Consider the following 16022-nt stretch of genomic DNA (forward strand, 5'->3'; position numbering starts at 1 on the left):
GGGCACGGGGCTTGCGTGCCTCCCGGCCATGCCAGGCCCCATGCGCTGGCATACTCTGCGCCAGTGATTTCCTCTTCCGATTCCCGCCCTGTGGACCCTGCGTCCCCCTCCACCGACGTGCTGGCCAGCGCGCGCGCCTGCACGGCTGCGGCCGAACACTACGACGAGCTGCGCGGCATGACCGCCGCCAAAGCAGGTGGCCACAGCACTGCCGACGCCCAATCCGCTACCAATTCCATAGCTGCTGGCGCAGAATTCACGGGGGCTTGGGGCCAATTCTTCTCCAATCTGGAAACCCCAAGCGGCACCGACATGGACGCGCGCGCCGCCAGTCTGCAGCGCCAGATCCGTGACAACGGCGTCACCTACAACGTGTATGCCGATGCCGAGGGTCCCCAGCGCCCCTGGTCGCTGGACCTGTTCCCGCTGGTGGTGGATGCCCCCAGCTGGCAGCACATCGAAGCCGGGGTGCAGCAACGCATGCGCCTGCTGGAGGCCGTGATGGCCGACGTCTACGGCCCGCAGACCTACCTGGCCCAGGGCCTGCTGCCCCCCGCTTTGGTGCATGGCCACCCAGGTTACCTGCGCCCCATGGCCGGCGTGCGCCCCGTGGGCGGGCGCCATCTGCATGTGGCCGCGTTTGACCTGGCCCACGGGCCTGACGGCAACTGGTGGGTAGTGGGCCAGCGCAGCCAGGCTCCCAGTGGCCTGGGCTATTTGCTGGAGAACCGGCTGGCGGTGTCGCGCCAGTTTCCACAGGCCTTTCAGGCGCTCAAGGTGCAGCGCCTGGCCGGTACCTACCGCGCGCTGATGGACAGCCTCAAGGCGCACTGTCCGGCCGGCGCCGATGCCCACATCGCCCTGCTGACACCGGGCCCGTACAACGAAACCTATTTCGAGCACGCCTACCTGGCCCGCTACCTGGGACTGAGTCTGGTGGAAGGCAGTGACCTCATCGTGCGCGACGAACGCCTGTTCCTGCGTACCCTACGCGGTCTGGTGCCGGTGCACGGCCTGCTCAAACGGGTGGACGACCAGTACCTGGACCCACTGGAGCTGCGCCCCGACTCCACGCTGGGCGTGCCCGGTCTGCTGCAGGCCATCCGCGCGGGCAATGTGCTGGTGGCCAATGCACCCGGCTCGGCCTTCCTGGAGTCCCCCGCGCTGCTGGGTTTTTTGCCGGCACTGGCACGCCATGCGCTGGGCGAGGAACTGAGCCTGCCGGCCTTGCCCACCTGGTGGTGCGGCGAGCGCAGCGCCATGGAAGACGCGCTGGCCCGCTTGCGCGAGCACACCATCAAACCCACCTACCCCGGCTCGGCCATCCACACCAGCTTTGAATCGGTGATTGGCCACAGCCTGGGCCAGACAGCGCTGGACGCCTGGGCTGGCCGCATCATGCGCCAGAGCGAGGACCACACGGTACAGGCCTATATGCCGCTGTCGCAAATGCCCACCTGGCACAGCAGCGGCCCCGGCCAGCGCGGCACCATGGTGTCACGCTCGGTGCTGCTGCGGGTGTTTGCCGTCTCCGACGGCCTGGACGCCTCGGGGCGCCCGCACTGGCGTGTGCTGCCGGGCGGCCTGGCCCGCGTGGCCGGCACCAGTGCGGACATCGCCAGCATGCAGCGCGGCGGCAGCAGTGCCGATGTCTGGGCCCTGACCGAGGGCGAAGTCGACACCACCACCTTGCTGCCCACGGCGCTGACCCCCGCCGTACTGGCCCAGCGCAAGCGCCTGGTGACCAGCCGCGCGGCCGAAAACCTCTACTGGCTGGGACGCTATACCGAGCGTTCCGAGAACACGCTGCGCCTGGCCCGCCTGACCCTGGAATGCCTGGGCGGCGAAAACCAGACCTCGGCGCCACTGCTGCAGTGGCTCTCGCAGTTAGCCGTGGCTAACACCCTGGTGCTGCCGGGCACGCCATCGGCCGTGCAGGCGCGCCGGGTGTTCGAACGCACACTGATCGCCAGCCTGGCCTCGGCCGAGGGCGCCACCAGCGTGGGCTTCAATGTGCGGGCCTTAAAGATGGCCGCCGCCACGGTGCGCGAGCGGCTCTCGCAAGAGCACTGGCACACCATCGTGCGCACCGAGGAAGAGCTGTTTTCCCAATGCGCACGCCTGGCCGCCCAGAGCGACTACACGCCCGCACAGGCCCTGCGCGTGCTGGGTGAGGTCAGCGACCAGCTGGCCGCCATCACCGGAGCGCAAACCGACCGCATGACGCGGGACGACGGCTGGCGCCTGCTGAGCATTGGCCGCCATGTGGAACGCCTGCACTTTCTGGCCAGCGCGCTGGCGCGCAGCTTTGAGACCGGTGCGGTGGACACCGACGGCGGCTTCGAGGCCCTGCTCACGCTGTTTGACAGCACCATCACCTTCCATGCGCAGTACCAGCAGAGTCGCGACATTGCCGCGTTGACCGACCTGCTGGTGCTGGACCGTGACAACCCCCGCTCACTGGCCTGGGTGGCGCACACACTGCGTGGCCGCCTGGCCAAGCTGGCGCAAAGCCCGGCGGGTGAGCTCAGCACCATGTCGCTGCAAGTGCCCAACCCCGATACCTGGGACCTGGCACACCTGTGCGAAACACCCGAGGGCGAGCCCAGCGCACCGGCGCTGCGCGCCTTGCTGGAGGGATTGAGCGACTGCGCCTTTGAGGTATCCGAGGACATCAGCACCACCTACTTCACCCACTCGGGCCAAACCAAACACAGCGTGGGCACCTGATGCTGTTGCAAGTCACGCACAACACCCGCTACGACTACCAGCCGGCCGTCGAGACGGCGCAGCACGTGGCCTACCTGCAGCCGCTGCGGCACGCCAGCCAGAACCTGCTGAGCCACAGCCTGTCCATCAGCCCGCTGCCTGCGCAGCAACGCAGCACGGTGGACGTGTATGGCAATGCACGCTGTTTTTTCTCGCTGCAGGTGCCGCACACAGTGCTGGAGGTGAAGGCCCAAAGCCTGGTGACCACCGCCCCCCACGCCCTGCCTGAGAGCAGCCAGCCCTGGGAGCAGCTGCGCGACCGCCTGCGCTACCAGGCCCACACACCGTTTGAGGCAGCCTCCGAATTCGTCTTCGCCTCGCCCTTTGTGCCGCGCCGCCAGGAGTTCTCCGGTTACGCAAGGCCCAGCTTTGTGGCGGGCGCCAGCGTGCTGGCCGTGGCGGTGGACCTGATGGAGCGCATCCACGCCGACTTCACCTACGAGAGCGAAAGCACCCAGATCAACACCCCTGCCCTGCAGGCACTGGAGCAGCGCAAGGGCGTGTGCCAGGACTTTGCCCACATCATGCTGGCTGGCCTGCGCAGCATGGGCCTGCCAGCGCGCTATGTCAGCGGCTACCTGCTGACCCGGCCCGCGCCGGGCGAGGTCAAGCTCATCGGTAGCGATGCCTCGCACGCCTGGGTCAGCGTCTATGTGGGCGACCTACCTGAAGGCCAGCGCTGGGTGGACCTGGACCCGACCAACAACCGCTGGGGCTGGAATGCGCCGGGCGTGGACTATGTGACCGTGGCCACCGGGCGCGACTTTGGCGATGTGTCACCACTGCGTGGCGTGATCCACGGCGGCGCCAGCCACACACTCACCGTGGGTGTGACGGTGGAAGAAATCCGCGGCGACAATAGCCGTTCCGAGCCCGCGGCTGTGGCTGCGCAAACACCAAGCCAGGGGCAAAGCCAGTCCCAGGGTGGTGGTCAGAGCCAAAGCCAGGGCGCTATCAATTAAGTAGCTGCTTGCGCAATACCCACGGGGGCTAGAAGCACTTTTTATAGAAAATGACAGGAAACATCATGAGCATTTACGACAAACTCACCGCCCTGAACATCACCCTGCCACCCGTGGCCGTGCCCGCTGCCGCCTATGTGCCCTTCGTGCAGACCGGCAACCTGGTGTTTATCAGTGGCCACATCGCCAAAAAAGACGGCAAGCCCTGGGTCGGTCAGTTGGGCAAGAACACCACGACCGAGGAAGGCAAAGCCGCTGCACGTGCCATCGCCATCGATCTGATGGGCACGCTGCACGCCGCGGTGGGCGACCTGAACAAAGTGAAGCGCGTCGTCAAGGTCATGTCCCTGGTCAACTCCACGGGCGACTTCACCGAGCAGCACCTGGTGACCAACGGCTGCAGCGAACTGCTGGGTGAAGTGTTTGGCCCGCAGGTGGGCGCGCACGCGCGCAGCGCCTTTGGCGTGGCACAAATCCCCATGGGCGCGTGTGTGGAAATCGAGCTGATCGCTGAAGTGGCCTAAGCCACAACCCAACCAACTAGTTCAACAGCAGCGCCGAGCCATGGTTGGTGCCCAGACTGGGCGCCACCTTGAACACGGCCACCGCCTGGGCTAGTTGGGCGGCCTGGTCGCGCAGGCTTTCGGCCGCGGCAGCACTCTCTTCCACCAACGCGGCGTTCTGCTGCGTCATCTGGTCCAGGTTGCCCACTGATTGGTTCACCTCGGCGATGCCCGCGCTCTGCTCGCTGGACGCTGCGGTGATCTCGCCAATCACGTCCACCACGCGGCGCACGCTTTGCACAATCTCCTGCATGGTGGCGCCCGCATCGGTCACCAGCTTGGTGCCCGACTCGACTTTTTCCACCGAGGTGCCGATCAGGCCCTTGATTTCCTTGGCGGCCTCGGCGCTGCGGCCGGCCAGACTGCGCACTTCAGATGCCACCACCGCAAAGCCGCGCCCCTGCTCACCCGCACGCGCGGCTTCCACGGCCGCGTTCAGCGCCAGGATATTGGTCTGGAAGGCAATGCCGTCAATGACGGAAATGATGTCGTTGATCTTTTTGCTGCTGGCGTCGATCTGCTGCATGGTGCTGACCACCTGCGACACCACCTCGCCCCCGCGCTGGGCCACGTTGGATGCATTGGCGGCCAGCGTGGCAGCCTGGTGGGCGTTGTCCGAGCTCATGCGCACCGCATGCGTCAAGCTGTCCATGCTGGACGCCGTGGACGCCAGGTTGCTGGAAGTCTGCTCAGTGCGCTGGGCCAGGTCGTTGTTGCCGGAGGCAATCTCGGTGCTGGCCGTGGCAATGCTGTCGGTGCTGTGGCGGACCTGCGAGACCATCAGGCCCAGCGAGCGGTTCATGGCCGCCAGCGAACGCATCAGGTCACCAAACTCGTCCGCCCGGGTTTCGTCCACGTGACCACTCAGGTCGCCTTCGGCGATGCGAGCGGCCAGGTCGTTGGCTTGCAGCAGAGGCTGCTTGATGGAACGGATCAGAAAGCCCGCGCCCACCAGAATGCCGCTGATCAGTACCACCAGCCCCAGGCTGGACATGAGGATGAGCTTGCGTCCCTCGGACTCAAAACTGTCACGCAGTGCGTCGTTGGCACTGTCCTGCATGGCCACAAAGTCCTGGTGGGCCTTTTGCAGGGCCAACACGGCGGGACGGTATTGGGTTTCCACGAACGCGCCCATCTCAGCGGGTTTGGTGACTTTCAGCAAGGCCGTCTGGTTGGTCAGATCGGCGAGTTGCTTGCGCAATTCCACAATTTTGGCCAGTTGGGCCTTGTCCGCTTCTGTGGGGTCGGCGGCTTCAATGGCTTTTTGCAGCTCCTCAATCTTGGTATTGCCTTGCGCAATTTCATCCTTGAAGGCCTTGGCCACGCCGGGGTCGACCGACACCACCACGGCATACGCCCGCGTCGCATTCACGTCCACCAAAGCCGCCCACTGGTTGGCGGCCTTGATCTGGGCGACCATGGCGGCGTTGACGGCGCCATAGGCTTCACGGGATTTGCGGGACTGCAGGGCGGTGAACGCAATGATGGCAGCCAGCAGCAGCACCATCAAACCCATGGCCGACCACAGCTTGGTGGCCAAACGCAGTCGGTCAAAACGCATTCCAATCTCCTTTAATTATTCTGTAATTAAATCACGGTAACCGTGCGCACAGAACGGAGAAATGACCGGATTTACCCTGCCCCCTCAGGCGTCAAAAGCCACAGCGCTTGGTCCTGCACACGGGCCAGCGCCGCCGCTTCGACCCGCGCCGGAGCAATGTCCGCGAGCGGGCGCAGCACAAAGGCCCGCTCCTGCATGCGGGGGTGGGGCACGGTCAGTGTGGGGCTGCAAATGGAGGCGCTGCCGTACAGCAGCAGGTCCAGGTCCAGCGTGCGGGGGGCGTTGCGGTAGGGGCGTTCGCGCCCGGCTTTCAGCTCCAGCTTTTGCAGCACCTGCAGCAAATCCGGCGCAGTCAGGGAGGTGGACACTTCGGCCACCGCGTTCACGTAGTTGGGACCGCTGGAGTCCATCGGCGCACTGCCGTAGAAGGGTGATTGTTGCGTAAGCGTGACTTGCGGCACCGCTGCCAGATCGCGCAGCGCCAGTTGCAGGGCGAGCACCGGGTCACCCAGGTTGGCGCCCAGGCCAATATAGGCCAGCACCCGGCTGCGCATGGGCTGGACCGTTTACTCGGCGCCGCCAGCGCCGCTGCCATCCCCGGCGCCTTTGGCCGCGCCAGAACGGCGGCGACGGCGGCGCTTGCGGGGTGCGTCGCTCACGTCCGAGGGAAATTCGGCCTCCGGCGCATCGTCACCTCCCACAGCGGGTTTGACCTGGGCGGGCGCAGTGTCCTTGGGCGCGCGGTGTACGCGCGGGGTCTGCTTGCGTTGCTGCTGCTCGGCGCGCACCTGGTCCACCATGTCCTGGCGCAGGTCGTCACTGGCCATGCTGAATTCCTGCCACCAGTCCGCCAGCACGTCGTCAATCTCACCCGCATCGGCGCGCAGGCGCATGAAATCGAACGCCGCGCGGAAGCGCGGTTGCTCCACCATGCCAAATGGGGTGCTGCCCACGCGCTTTTCAAAGCGGGGCTGCATGAGCCAGATCTCGCGCATGTCGCCAGCCAGTTTGCCGCGGCCGGACACATCGCCAATGCGGGCGTTGAACACGTCTTCGATCGCGTCCTGCAGCGCGGGATGGCTGTGCTGGCCGGTGCGGATGCGCTGGGCCCAGCCGTCGCGCACATCGGACCAAAGCACGCAGGCCAGCAAAAAGCTGGGCGCGACAGGCTTGCCTTCGCCCACGCGGCGGTCGGTGTCCTTCAATGCGGCGGCCACGATGCCCTGCTCGGCGCGCTCCACCACCACATCCAGCAGCGGGTAGATGCCGCGTGCCATGCCCAGCACCTTGAGTTGCTCCACCGAGGCCAGTGCGTGGCCGGTCTGCAGCAGCTTGAGCATTTCATCAAACAGGCGGCTTTGCGGCACGTCGTTCAGCAGGCTTTGGCTCCTGATCAGCGGTCCGGAGGTTTTAGCTTCGAGCTTGAAGCCCAACGGACTGAGCTTGGCGGAGAAACGGATGGCGCGGATGATGCGCACCGGGTCTTCGCGGTAGCGCGTGGCGGCATCGCCAATCATGCGCAGCGTGCGGCTCTTGGCGTCTTTCAGGCCATTGTGGTAATCCACCACGATCTGTGTCTCGGGGTCGTAGTACATGGCATTGATGGTGAAGTCGCGGCGCACCGCGTCTTCTTCCTGCGGGCCCCAGACGTTGTCACGCAGCACGCGGCCGGTGGAGTCCACCGCGTGCTTCATGCCCGCCAGCTCGCTCTTGCTGGTCTTTTCGTTGCCCGCCACCTGCTCGGCCGCGGCATTGTCCAGGTAAGCTCGGAAAGTGGAGACTTCGATCACCTCATGCTCGCGTCCGCGGCCATAGACCACGTGCACGATGCGAAAACGCCGACCAATGATGAAGGCGCGGCGGAACAGGCCCTTGACCTGTTCGGGCGTGGCGTTGGTGGCGACGTCAAAGTCTTTGGGGCGCAGGCCGACCAGCAGGTCGCGCACGGCACCGCCCACCACATAGGCTTCAAATCCGGCTTGCTGCAGGGTGCGCACGACATGGATGGCGCGCTCGTCCACCAGGTTAGGGTCGATGCCGTGCACAGAGACAGGCACTTCCACCCGTTTGCCGAACTGGGGCTTCTTGCCCACGGCGGACGGGGCTTTGCCCAGCAATTTGTCGATGAATTTCTTGATCAAGAGAAGGTTCCAAGCGGTCAGGGCCGCGGGTCAGGGAAAGAGGTCAAGTATGCGCCATCCGCGCTCTTGGGCCAGGGCGCGCAGCCGCGCGTCAGGGTTGGTGGCCACGGGAACGGTGGCCTTTTCGAGCAGCGGCAGGTCGTTCAGCGAGTCGGAGTAGAAGGTGGTGTGCACCTGGCCCCAGTCCAGCCCGTGGTCGGTCAGCCACTGGTTCACCCGCGTGACCTTGCCTTCGCGGAAGGACGGTACGCCGGCAATCTCGCCGGTGTACCAACCGGTACCGCCCGGTGCGGCGTCGCGTTCCAGCTCCACCGCAATCAGCTCGTCCACGCCAAAAGCTTTGGCAATCGGGCGAGTGACAAAGGCGTTGGTGGCGGTCACCACGATCACCGTGTCGCCCGCCACCTGGTGATCCTGCACCAGCTTGAGCGCTTGGGGTGTGATGGCCTTTTGGATCACAGCCCCCATGAAATCTTCGTGGGCAGCTATGGAATTGGTAGCACCCTGGCGCACGATCGCCGCCGTGGCAAAGCGCACGTAGGCGTGCACATCCAGGGTGCCGGCCTTGTAGTGCTCATAGAACGCATCGTTCTGGCGCTTGAACTCGGCCGCATCGGTCCAGCCACGGGCGGTGGTGAACTCGCCCCAGGCGTAGTCCGAGTCCAGAGGGATCAGCGTGTGGTCCAGATCAAATAAGGCCAGTTTCTTGAGAGTCATTGGTTGTCCAGCATGGCTTTGATCATCGGAATCGTGATGGCGCGCTGGGTTTGCAGGGCGTAGCCGTCCATCAGTTCCAGCAGCTCCATGAGGCTGCCCAGGTCGCGGCTGAAGCGGTTGAGCATGAAGTCCATCACCTCATCACTCAGAAACACCCCGCGCGCATCGGCAGCCTGGCGCAGCACCGCGCGGCGCTCGGGTTCGCTCAGCAACTGCAGGCCAAAAATATGGCCCCAGCCCAGGCGAGTGCGCAGGTCGTCGCGCAGCTTCAGCTCCACGGGGGCAAATTCACCCGCCGCCAGCACCGGGCGCTGGTGGGTCTGGGCGTTCACAAACCAGTTGAAGGCCATGTGCTGCTGCTCGGCGGTGTACAGGTGCACATCGTCCATGAGCACCGCGGCCCAGCCCTCCTCAAACTCAGCGGGCTCCAGCACGTTGGCGTCCATCCAGCCCACGCGGGCACCCTGCTCGCGCAGCGCCTCGCGCGCCGCCTTGAGCAGATGGCTTTTGCCACTGCCCTCTGGGCCCCAGAAGTAGGTGGGCACAGGCGAGCGGTTGTGCGCGCTGCCCTTGGCTCCGATCCATAGCTCTAGGTGCTTGAGCGCGGCCTCGTTGGGGCCGGCAAAAAAGTTGGCTACCGTCGGCCCGGCAGACAATCCGATGTCCAACGCTATCTGTTGCATCACCAAGTTTCAGCCCAAGTAAAGACGGCTGGCGAGATAGCCCGCCCGCATGCGCCGCACGGCCACCAGCAGCACGGCGCTGGCCGGCAACGCGATCAGCACGCCGACAAAACCAAACAGCTGCCCAAATGCCAGCAGCGCAAAAATCACCGCCAGCGGATGCAGGCCAATGCGTTCGCCCACCAGGCGAGGCGTCAGGTACAGGCTTTCCACCAGCTGACCCAGGCCGTACACCACCACCACCATGACCAGCGGGTAGACCAACCCGCCGCTGGAAAACTCCAGCAAACCGGCAAAAGTGGCCAGCACCAGCCCCACGCCAAACCCAAGGTAGGGCACCGCAATCGCCAGCCCCGTGAAGATACCAATGGGCAGGGCCAGGTCCAGCCCGAACAGAGCCAGGCCCACGCTGTAGCCCACAGCCAGAATTACCATGACCAGCAACTGGCCGCGCAGGTACTGGCCCAGCACTTCATCCGCTTCGGCCAGGAAACTGTCCACGCCCTCGCGCAGGCGCGGCGGCACCAGGTCGCGCACCTGGTTCACAAACCGGTCCCAGTCCATCAGCAGGTAGAACAGCGCCACGGGAATCAGGATGGCATTGCCAATGATGGCAAAGGCCACGCTGCCTCCCAATTTGAGGGAGGCGAGCACCGAAGCCAGCGCATCTTCCACATTGGCGTTCAGGTACTTCATGACAAAGCCCTTAATGCTGGCCACATCCAGCGAGACACGGATGCCCCACTGGGCCAGCCAGGGTTTGACCGTGCTGTTCAGGCTGTCCAGCAGCACCGGGAACTGCTCCCGCATCAGCGGCAGCTCTTTGGCAAAGATGGGCACGATGAGCAGCAGCACACTGAACAACACCACCACAAACATCAGCTCCACCACCACCACGGCGGCCAGGCGTGGCACCCGGCCACGCCCGACATCGTCCAGCCAATCCACCAAGGGGGTCAGCGCATAGGCCAACACGGCTGCCACCACGAAGGGGGCAAGCACAGGGGCCAACAACCACAGCGCAATCACCACCAAGCCCGCAATCAGGGTCCAGGCGGCGAATCTTTTTTGGGCGGTGGTGAGTTGCATAGAGGAAGGTAAAATCTGCGCAAATTCTATCGGGGTCTGCCTCTGCTCTGCCCCAAACGCCACCTCCCATGACCCAATCTGCCTCCCCCACTCCCCTTTCTTACAAAGACGCCGGTGTCGATATCGTTGCTGGCGACGCACTGGTTGAACGCATCAAGCCCCTGGCCAAAAAGACCATGCGCGAAGGCGTGCTGGCCGGCATTGGCGGTTTTGGCGCCCTGTTTGAAGTGCCCAAACGCTACAAGGAACCGGTGCTGGTGAGCGGCACTGACGGCGTGGGCACCAAGCTCAAGCTGGCATTTGAATGGAACATGCACGACACCGTGGGCATCGACCTGGTGGCCATGAGCGTGAACGACGTGCTGGTGCAAGGCGCCGAGCCCCTGTTCTTCCTGGATTACTTTGCCTGCGGCAAACTGGATGTGGACACCGCCGCGGCCGTGGTCGGCGGCATTGCCAAAGGTTGTGAGCTGTCCGGCTGCGCCCTGATTGGCGGCGAAACTGCTGAGATGCCCGGCATGTACCCCGCCGGCGAATACGACCTGGCCGGCTTTGCGGTCGGTGCGGTCGAAAAATCCAAGATCCTGACGGGCGCCGATGTGAAACCCGGTGACGTGGTGCTGGGCCTGGCCAGCCACGGCGTGCACTCCAACGGTTTCAGCCTGGTGCGCAAGTGCATCGAACGCGCTGAGGCCGCCGGCACGGTGCCCGCGACCCTGGATGGCAAGCCCTTCAAGCAAGCCATCATGGAGCCCACCCGCCTGTATGTGAAGAATGTGCTGACCGCACTGGCCGCTCACCCCATCAAGGCCCTGGCCCACATCACCGGTGGCGGCCTGCTGGAGAACATTCCCCGCGTGCTGCCCGAAGGCACGGCGGCCCACCTGAAGAAGGGCAGTTGGCCGCAAAGCGAACTGTTTGCTTGGTTGCAAGCCACCGCAGGCATTGACGACATCGAAATGAACCGCACCTTCAACAACGGCATTGGCATGGTCGTGGTGGTGGATGCCGCGAACGCCGAAGCCACGGCCGCCACCCTGCGTGCCAGCGGCGAATCGGTGCACACCATTGGCGTGATTGCGCCCCAAGGCAGCGGCGCACAAGTCGTCGTCGGCTGATAGGCAGACCGGGGCCTGTTGCCCCGGCGCCACCCCGTGCTAGTAAATTTATAGCTGCCTGCACAGGCAGTATCTGGACTTTTGGCACTTTTTAGCCCAAACTTTGTGCTTCGTTGGTTACCACACGGAGCAGCATGCCGGTCATTGCAGTCGTCAACCGCAAGGGCGGAAGTGGAAAAAGCACCCTGTCTACGCACTTGGCCGCCTGGTTGGCGCACCAGGGCGTGGCCGTCATGCTCGGTGATGTAGACCGCCAGCAAAGTACCCGGGCCTGGCTTAAACGCCGCAGCCCCACCCTTCCTGCCATCGCACCCTGGGCGCTGGACCAAAAGAACGTACTGAAAGTGCCACCGGGCGTCACCCACGTGGTGCTCGACACGCCGGGTGGCCTGCATGGCTTTGAACTGGCGCGCATCGTCATGTCCGCCGATGCCATCGTGATGCCCGTGTGCAATTCCATGTTTGACCGCGAATCCGCCGCGGCCTGCCTGGCCGAGCTGGCGACCCTGCCCCGTGTTGCCTCCGGTCGCTGCGCCTTGGGCGTAGTGGGCATGCGGCTGGATGCGCGCACCAAGGGCGCCGACACCCTGCGCAGCTGGGCCGAGGCCCAGTCGGTGCCGTTTTTGGGCGTGCTGCGGGAAACCCAGGGCTATGTGCGCAGCCTGGAAAACGGCCAGACCCTGTTCGATCTGCCGGCCTCAGGCCAAGCGGCCGACCTGGCCCAGTGGGCGCCAATTCTGGAGTGGCTGCAACCCGTGATGCGTCTGCAACCGCCAGCCCCTGCGCCGTTGCCCGACCAAACCCAAAAACCCGTGGTAAGCAAGAACATCCAGGCATCCCGTGCGGCGAGCCTCATGCCTGCGCAGGAAGCGCTGGTACACGGCAACCGCCTGTCGGTGTTCACGCCATCACAGAAAACATCAGGTCGGGACGATGGCATGGAGCTGGTCAGCCCGCTGCCGCAGTACGCCAGCGCAGTCCCGCAGTTTTTGCGTCGCCATTAGCCGGGCGCGACAGCGCGGTTAGTGCCGGATCTGCCGGCGCAACAATTCCACCTGCTCGGCAATCGCGTCCACATCGACCACGTCTTCGGCCCGCACCAGGTAGCACTCCAGGTCGGCCAGCGCTTCTTCCTGGTGGCCCAGTTGGGCATGGGCCATACCCCGGTCGCGGTACTCGGACCAGGACTCGGGCAGCAACACCACCAAGCGCTCTTGCACCGCCAGCAGACGCTGCCAGTCTTTCTGCGATTTGTAGATTTCCTTGAGGTTGCGCAGCATGCGCGCCACAATCTCGCGCGGCGTAGCGGCCTGCAGGTACAGCCCCAGCGGGGCCTCAAAGTCGTCCACCAAGCCACTGCGCCGGCGGTAGGGCTCCAACATCTCGGAGAGCTCTTCGCGACTGAGCGACTTGCCGCTCAGCGGGTCGATCACGGCCTGGCCCATGGGCAGGCTCACCTTGACCATGAAGTGCCCCGGGAAACCCACGCCATGCGCGGACAGGCCCAGCCCCTGCGCCAGTTCCATCCAGACCACCGCCAGCGAAATCGGGATGCCGCGGCGCGTGCGCAGCATCACGCTGGCGAAGCTGTTGTCGGGGTCGTAGAAATTGTTGACGTTGCCGCCAAAGCCCATGTCCTGGTAGAAGAAATGGTTGAGGATGCGCAAGCGCTGCAGGGCCGAGGCATCGGGTGCCAAGCGCCGGCGCACGCGTGCCAGCAGTTGGTCCACCTCACCGAGCACGGTTTGCACATCGGTCTCGGGGTATTCGTCCTGCGCCAGGCTTACCGCGGCCTCAAACAGCGCGAAGTTGCCATCGCTGTGAACCAGCGCGGCAAAGTAGTCCAATGGCGTAGGAACCGACAAATCCAGTTGCATGGCTGCCCTCCGTTGCTCCCTATCGGCGCAAAAACTGCCGCACGTTCAGACCGGCCGCCCACACGGCCCCCAGGTAAACCCCCGAGGCGCCCAGCAGCAGCATCGCCAGCCAGCCCATGCGCAACAGAGTATGGCTGCGCAACGCCACCCAGTCCACCAGCCCGGCCGCCCACAGCAGGTAAATCACCAGCAGTGCGGCACCGGCCAGCACCTGCAGCATAAACCGGCCCCAGCCCGGCTCGGGGCGGTAGCTCTTGCTGCGCAGCAGCCCGATCAGCAGCCAGCCCGCATTCACCATCGCACCCAGGCTGATGGAGAGAGACAAACCGGCTTGTTTGAACACGGGAACCAGCACCAGGTTCAGCAACTGGGTGATGATGAGCACCACCACGGCAATGCGCACGGGCGTCTTGATGTCCTGCCGGGCGTAGTAACCAGGCGCCAGCACCTTGATGGCCACTATGCCGACCAAACCTGCCCCCCAGCCCATCAGCGCGTTGGTGGTCTGCTGCACATCCACCTCGGAAAACGCGCCATAGTGGTAGAGCACCGCCACGATGGGCTTGGCAAAGGTCAACAGCCCCAGCGAACAGGGCACGGCCAGCAGCACCACAATGCGCAAGCCCCAGTCCAGCAATGACGAATATTTGTCCGCATCGCCCGCTGCCTTGGCCCCGGAGAGCTGGGGCATCAGCACCACGCCCAGGGCCACGCCCAGCATGGCGGTGGGAAACTCCATGAGCCGGTCCGCGTAGGTCAGCCAGCTCACGCTACCCGTGGGCAGGTGCGAGGCGATTTGGGTGTTGATCACCAGCGAGATCTGCGCGACGCCCACGCCCAACAAGGCTGGCAGCATCAGGCTGCCAATGCGGCGGGTTTCGGGGTCGGCGACCGCCAGGCGCACGGCCTGCCAGGTCAGGCCGATGCGGGGCAGCATGCCCAGCGATTTGAGCGCGGGAATTTGCACCGCCAGCTGCAGCACACCGCCCAACATCACGCCCATCGCCATGGCGTAAATGGGGGGCCAACCCAGGGTTTGCAGCCACGGCGCCAACAGCCAGGCCGCTGCAATCATGGCCAGGTTCAGTAGCACCGGGGTGGCGGCCGACACCGCGAAGCGCTTCCAGGTGTTGAGCACGCCCGAAGCCATGGCCACCAGGGACATGAACCCAATATAGGGAAACATGAAGCGCGTCATGACCACGGTCACCCGGTAGCCTTCCGGGTCTTTTTGCAGGCCGCTGGCCATGCCCCAGACCAATACCGGCGCCAGAATCACCCCGGCGGCACACAGCAATGCCAGCGCCCAGGCCAGCAAGGTGGCGACCCGGTCCACCAGCAGGTGGGTGGCTTCGTCACCGTGCTGGGCCTTGGTGGTGGCCAGCACGGGCACAAACGCCTGGCTGAAGGCCCCCTCCCCCAGAATGCGTCGGAACAGGTTGGGAATGCGGAAGGCCACATTGAAGGCGTCGGTCATGGCGCTGGCGCCGAACATCGCCGCCACCAGCAGCTCGCGCACCAGTCCGGTAATGCGGGAGGCCAGTGTCCACAGGGACACGGTAGATACAGATTTGATCAAGCTCACAGGGGGAGTGTACCCACCCCCACCGCTGCAAAAACGGCCCCCCGGGGGACGATTTGGCCGGAAAAGGCGTTGCTGGTACAATCGTGGGCTTTGCTGACAACATCCTCAGACACAAGGAATATTTACTATGGCATCTGGAAAACCCAAGAAAAAGAACCCGCGCCTGGCGTCGGGCCGTAAACGCGTCCGCCAGGACATCAAGATCAACGCAGCGAACACTTCCCTGCGCTCCAAATACCGCACTGCGGTGAAGAACGTGGAAAAAGCAGTGGTGGCCGGTGACAAGACCAAAGCCGCTGAACTGTTTGCCAAGATGCAAGCCGTGGTGGACACCGTGGCCGACAAGGGCATCTTCCACAAGAACAAAGCAGCCCGCGACAAGAGCCGTTTGGCTACCAAGGTGAAAGCCTTGGCACTCGCAGCCTAACTCGTTAGGCAATCGCACGAATCCTGCTGGTCAGGATTCGCCGTTTGTAGTGGGTGCGCTGTCAGCAAAGCAGAAAAGCCGTTCATCTGAACGGCTTTTTTGTTTCCGGGTGTCTGTCGCTCAGCGAGCGGGAATTTCGGGACGGGTTTCGCTGACCTGCAGCTCGTTGTCGCGCGCAAAGTTCAGGCAGAAGTCCCAGGCCATGACGTCGTAATCGCGCAGATCGCGGTGCACGATCACGCACTTGGTCTGCCCGATGGAGGTGGGCACACACCACGGGGAATAACCCAGATGGCTGCCCGGCTGGGGGCCGCCGGGGCGGAACTGGCTCATCACCCCGGCCAGCCGCTCTGCCCAGTCGCTGGGGCGAAACGTCTTGCCTTGCAAGGTCAGTCCCAGGATGTAGAGTTCTTTGGAAGGAGTGGAAGCCATCGGGTACAGGGTTATGGCGGCAGAGGTCGCACGGTGTCCATAGACGGTGCTGCGCCGCACAAGAATTCTACCCGCTCCGCTGTCATGCAGATGACATC

General features: G+C 64.5%; 15 protein-coding genes. 6 read left to right on the forward strand and 9 right to left on the reverse strand.

All coding sequences use genetic code 11. From position 1 onward, the window contains the following. Nucleotides 1-177: 177 nt before the first annotated feature. From AC07OE_RS06390 to AC07OE_RS06400, 3 genes are all read left to right on the forward strand, one after another. Complete coding sequence (locus tag AC07OE_RS06390) at nucleotides 178-2730, forward strand: circularly permuted type 2 ATP-grasp protein (RefSeq protein ID WP_495070081.1); 2553 nt, start codon at nucleotides 178-180, stop codon at nucleotides 2728-2730. Further along, a complete protein-coding gene (locus AC07OE_RS06395; RefSeq protein ID WP_495069724.1) occupies nucleotides 2730-3731 on the forward strand; it encodes a transglutaminase family protein in 1002 nt (333 codons plus the stop codon). Before AC07OE_RS06390 ends, AC07OE_RS06395 begins: the two co-directional genes overlap by 1 nt. 65 nt (nucleotides 3732-3796) lie before the next feature. Then, nucleotides 3797-4255, forward strand: coding sequence for a RidA family protein (locus AC07OE_RS06400; protein WP_495069725.1), 459 nt, complete (start codon nucleotides 3797-3799; stop codon nucleotides 4253-4255). 16 nt (nucleotides 4256-4271) lie between these two features. Here AC07OE_RS06400 and AC07OE_RS06405 read toward each other — a convergent pair whose 3' ends face one another. The 6 genes from AC07OE_RS06405 to AC07OE_RS06430 form a co-directional block, all read right to left on the reverse strand. Further along, nucleotides 4272-5855, reverse strand: coding sequence for a methyl-accepting chemotaxis protein (locus AC07OE_RS06405; RefSeq protein WP_495069726.1), 1584 nt, complete (start codon nucleotides 5853-5855; stop codon nucleotides 4272-4274). 71 nt (nucleotides 5856-5926) lie between these two features. Further along, nucleotides 5927-6409 (reverse strand): 2-amino-4-hydroxy-6-hydroxymethyldihydropteridine diphosphokinase, encoded by a 483-nt coding sequence (folK, locus tag AC07OE_RS06410; protein WP_495069727.1) that lies wholly within the window; start codon nucleotides 6407-6409, stop codon nucleotides 5927-5929. A 12-nt stretch (nucleotides 6410-6421) separates the two neighbouring features. After that, nucleotides 6422-7996: a polynucleotide adenylyltransferase PcnB gene (pcnB, locus tag AC07OE_RS06415; RefSeq protein WP_495069728.1), complete on the reverse strand. Its 1575-nt coding sequence runs from the start codon at nucleotides 7994-7996 to the stop codon at nucleotides 6422-6424. 30 nt (nucleotides 7997-8026) lie between these two features. Beyond that, nucleotides 8027-8713 (reverse strand): histidinol-phosphatase, encoded by a 687-nt coding sequence (locus tag AC07OE_RS06420; RefSeq protein WP_495069729.1) that lies wholly within the window; start codon nucleotides 8711-8713, stop codon nucleotides 8027-8029. Further along, nucleotides 8710-9396: a DnaA regulatory inactivator Hda gene (gene hda / locus AC07OE_RS06425; protein ID WP_495069730.1), complete on the reverse strand. Its 687-nt coding sequence runs from the start codon at nucleotides 9394-9396 to the stop codon at nucleotides 8710-8712. Before hda ends, AC07OE_RS06420 begins: the two co-directional genes overlap by 4 nt. 9 nt (nucleotides 9397-9405) lie before the next feature. Next, a complete protein-coding gene (locus AC07OE_RS06430) occupies nucleotides 9406-10485 on the reverse strand; it encodes an AI-2E family transporter (protein WP_495069731.1) in 1080 nt (359 codons plus the stop codon). A 68-nt stretch (nucleotides 10486-10553) separates the two neighbouring features. Here AC07OE_RS06430 and purM point away from each other — a divergent pair, with 68 nt between their 5' ends. Together purM and AC07OE_RS06440 are read left to right on the forward strand one after the other, a co-directional pair. Next, nucleotides 10554-11603, forward strand: coding sequence for a phosphoribosylformylglycinamidine cyclo-ligase (gene purM, locus AC07OE_RS06435; protein ID WP_495069732.1), 1050 nt, complete (start codon nucleotides 10554-10556; stop codon nucleotides 11601-11603). Nucleotides 11604-11737: 134 nt separating this feature from the next. Further along, entirely contained in the window at nucleotides 11738-12607 is an 870-nt protein-coding gene (locus tag AC07OE_RS06440) for a ParA family protein (RefSeq protein ID WP_495069733.1), read from the forward strand. 18 nt (nucleotides 12608-12625) lie between these two features. On the opposite strand, the gene AC07OE_RS06445 is transcribed toward AC07OE_RS06440, so the two are convergent. Together AC07OE_RS06445 and murJ are read right to left on the reverse strand one after the other, a co-directional pair. After that, nucleotides 12626-13480, reverse strand: coding sequence for a SirB1 family protein (locus AC07OE_RS06445; RefSeq protein ID WP_495069734.1), 855 nt, complete (start codon nucleotides 13478-13480; stop codon nucleotides 12626-12628). A gap of 19 nt (nucleotides 13481-13499) precedes the next feature. Beyond that, nucleotides 13500-15065: a murein biosynthesis integral membrane protein MurJ gene (gene murJ / locus AC07OE_RS06450; protein ID WP_495069735.1), complete on the reverse strand. Its 1566-nt coding sequence runs from the start codon at nucleotides 15063-15065 to the stop codon at nucleotides 13500-13502. A 127-nt stretch (nucleotides 15066-15192) separates the two neighbouring features. Here murJ and rpsT point away from each other — a divergent pair, with 127 nt between their 5' ends. Further along, the gene (gene rpsT, locus AC07OE_RS06455; protein ID WP_094478292.1) at nucleotides 15193-15492 is read left to right on the forward strand and encodes a 30S ribosomal protein S20; all 300 of its coding nucleotides are present in this window, start codon (nucleotides 15193-15195) and stop codon (nucleotides 15490-15492) included. A gap of 120 nt (nucleotides 15493-15612) precedes the next feature. Here the strand turns inward: rpsT and AC07OE_RS06460 are convergent, their stop codons facing one another. After that, nucleotides 15613-15924 (reverse strand): DUF3579 domain-containing protein, encoded by a 312-nt coding sequence (locus tag AC07OE_RS06460; RefSeq protein WP_495069736.1) that lies wholly within the window; start codon nucleotides 15922-15924, stop codon nucleotides 15613-15615. Nucleotides 15925-16022 lie beyond the last annotated feature (98 nt).

The organism is Rhodoferax sp. GW821-FHT09E07 (assembly GCF_059416145.1).

Bases quoted from the DNA above. Each gene is read 5' to 3' on its own strand.
- AC07OE_RS06390 (WP_495070081.1), top strand. From the start codon at position 178: ATGACCGCCGCCAAAGCAGGTGGCCACAGCACTGCCGACGCCCAATCC.
- AC07OE_RS06395 (WP_495069724.1), top strand. From the start codon at position 2,730: ATGCTGTTGCAAGTCACGCACAACACCCGCTACGACTACCAGCCGGCC.
- AC07OE_RS06400 (WP_495069725.1), top strand. From the start codon at position 3,797: ATGAGCATTTACGACAAACTCACCGCCCTGAACATCACCCTGCCACCC.
- AC07OE_RS06405 (WP_495069726.1), bottom strand. From the start codon at position 5,855: ATGCGTTTTGACCGACTGCGTTTGGCCACCAAGCTGTGGTCGGCCATG.
- folK (WP_495069727.1), bottom strand. From the start codon at position 6,409: ATGCGCAGCCGGGTGCTGGCCTATATTGGCCTGGGCGCCAACCTGGGT.
- AC07OE_RS06420 (WP_495069729.1), bottom strand. From the start codon at position 8,713: ATGACTCTCAAGAAACTGGCCTTATTTGATCTGGACCACACGCTGATC.
- hda (WP_495069730.1), bottom strand. From the start codon at position 9,396: ATGCAACAGATAGCGTTGGACATCGGATTGTCTGCCGGGCCGACGGTA.
- AC07OE_RS06430 (WP_495069731.1), bottom strand. From the start codon at position 10,485: ATGCAACTCACCACCGCCCAAAAAAGATTCGCCGCCTGGACCCTGATT.
- purM (WP_495069732.1), top strand. From the start codon at position 10,554: ATGACCCAATCTGCCTCCCCCACTCCCCTTTCTTACAAAGACGCCGGT.
- AC07OE_RS06440 (WP_495069733.1), top strand. From the start codon at position 11,738: ATGCCGGTCATTGCAGTCGTCAACCGCAAGGGCGGAAGTGGAAAAAGC.
- AC07OE_RS06445 (WP_495069734.1), bottom strand. From the start codon at position 13,480: ATGCAACTGGATTTGTCGGTTCCTACGCCATTGGACTACTTTGCCGCG.
- rpsT (WP_094478292.1), top strand. From the start codon at position 15,193: ATGGCATCTGGAAAACCCAAGAAAAAGAACCCGCGCCTGGCGTCGGGC.
- AC07OE_RS06460 (WP_495069736.1), bottom strand. From the start codon at position 15,924: ATGGCTTCCACTCCTTCCAAAGAACTCTACATCCTGGGACTGACCTTG.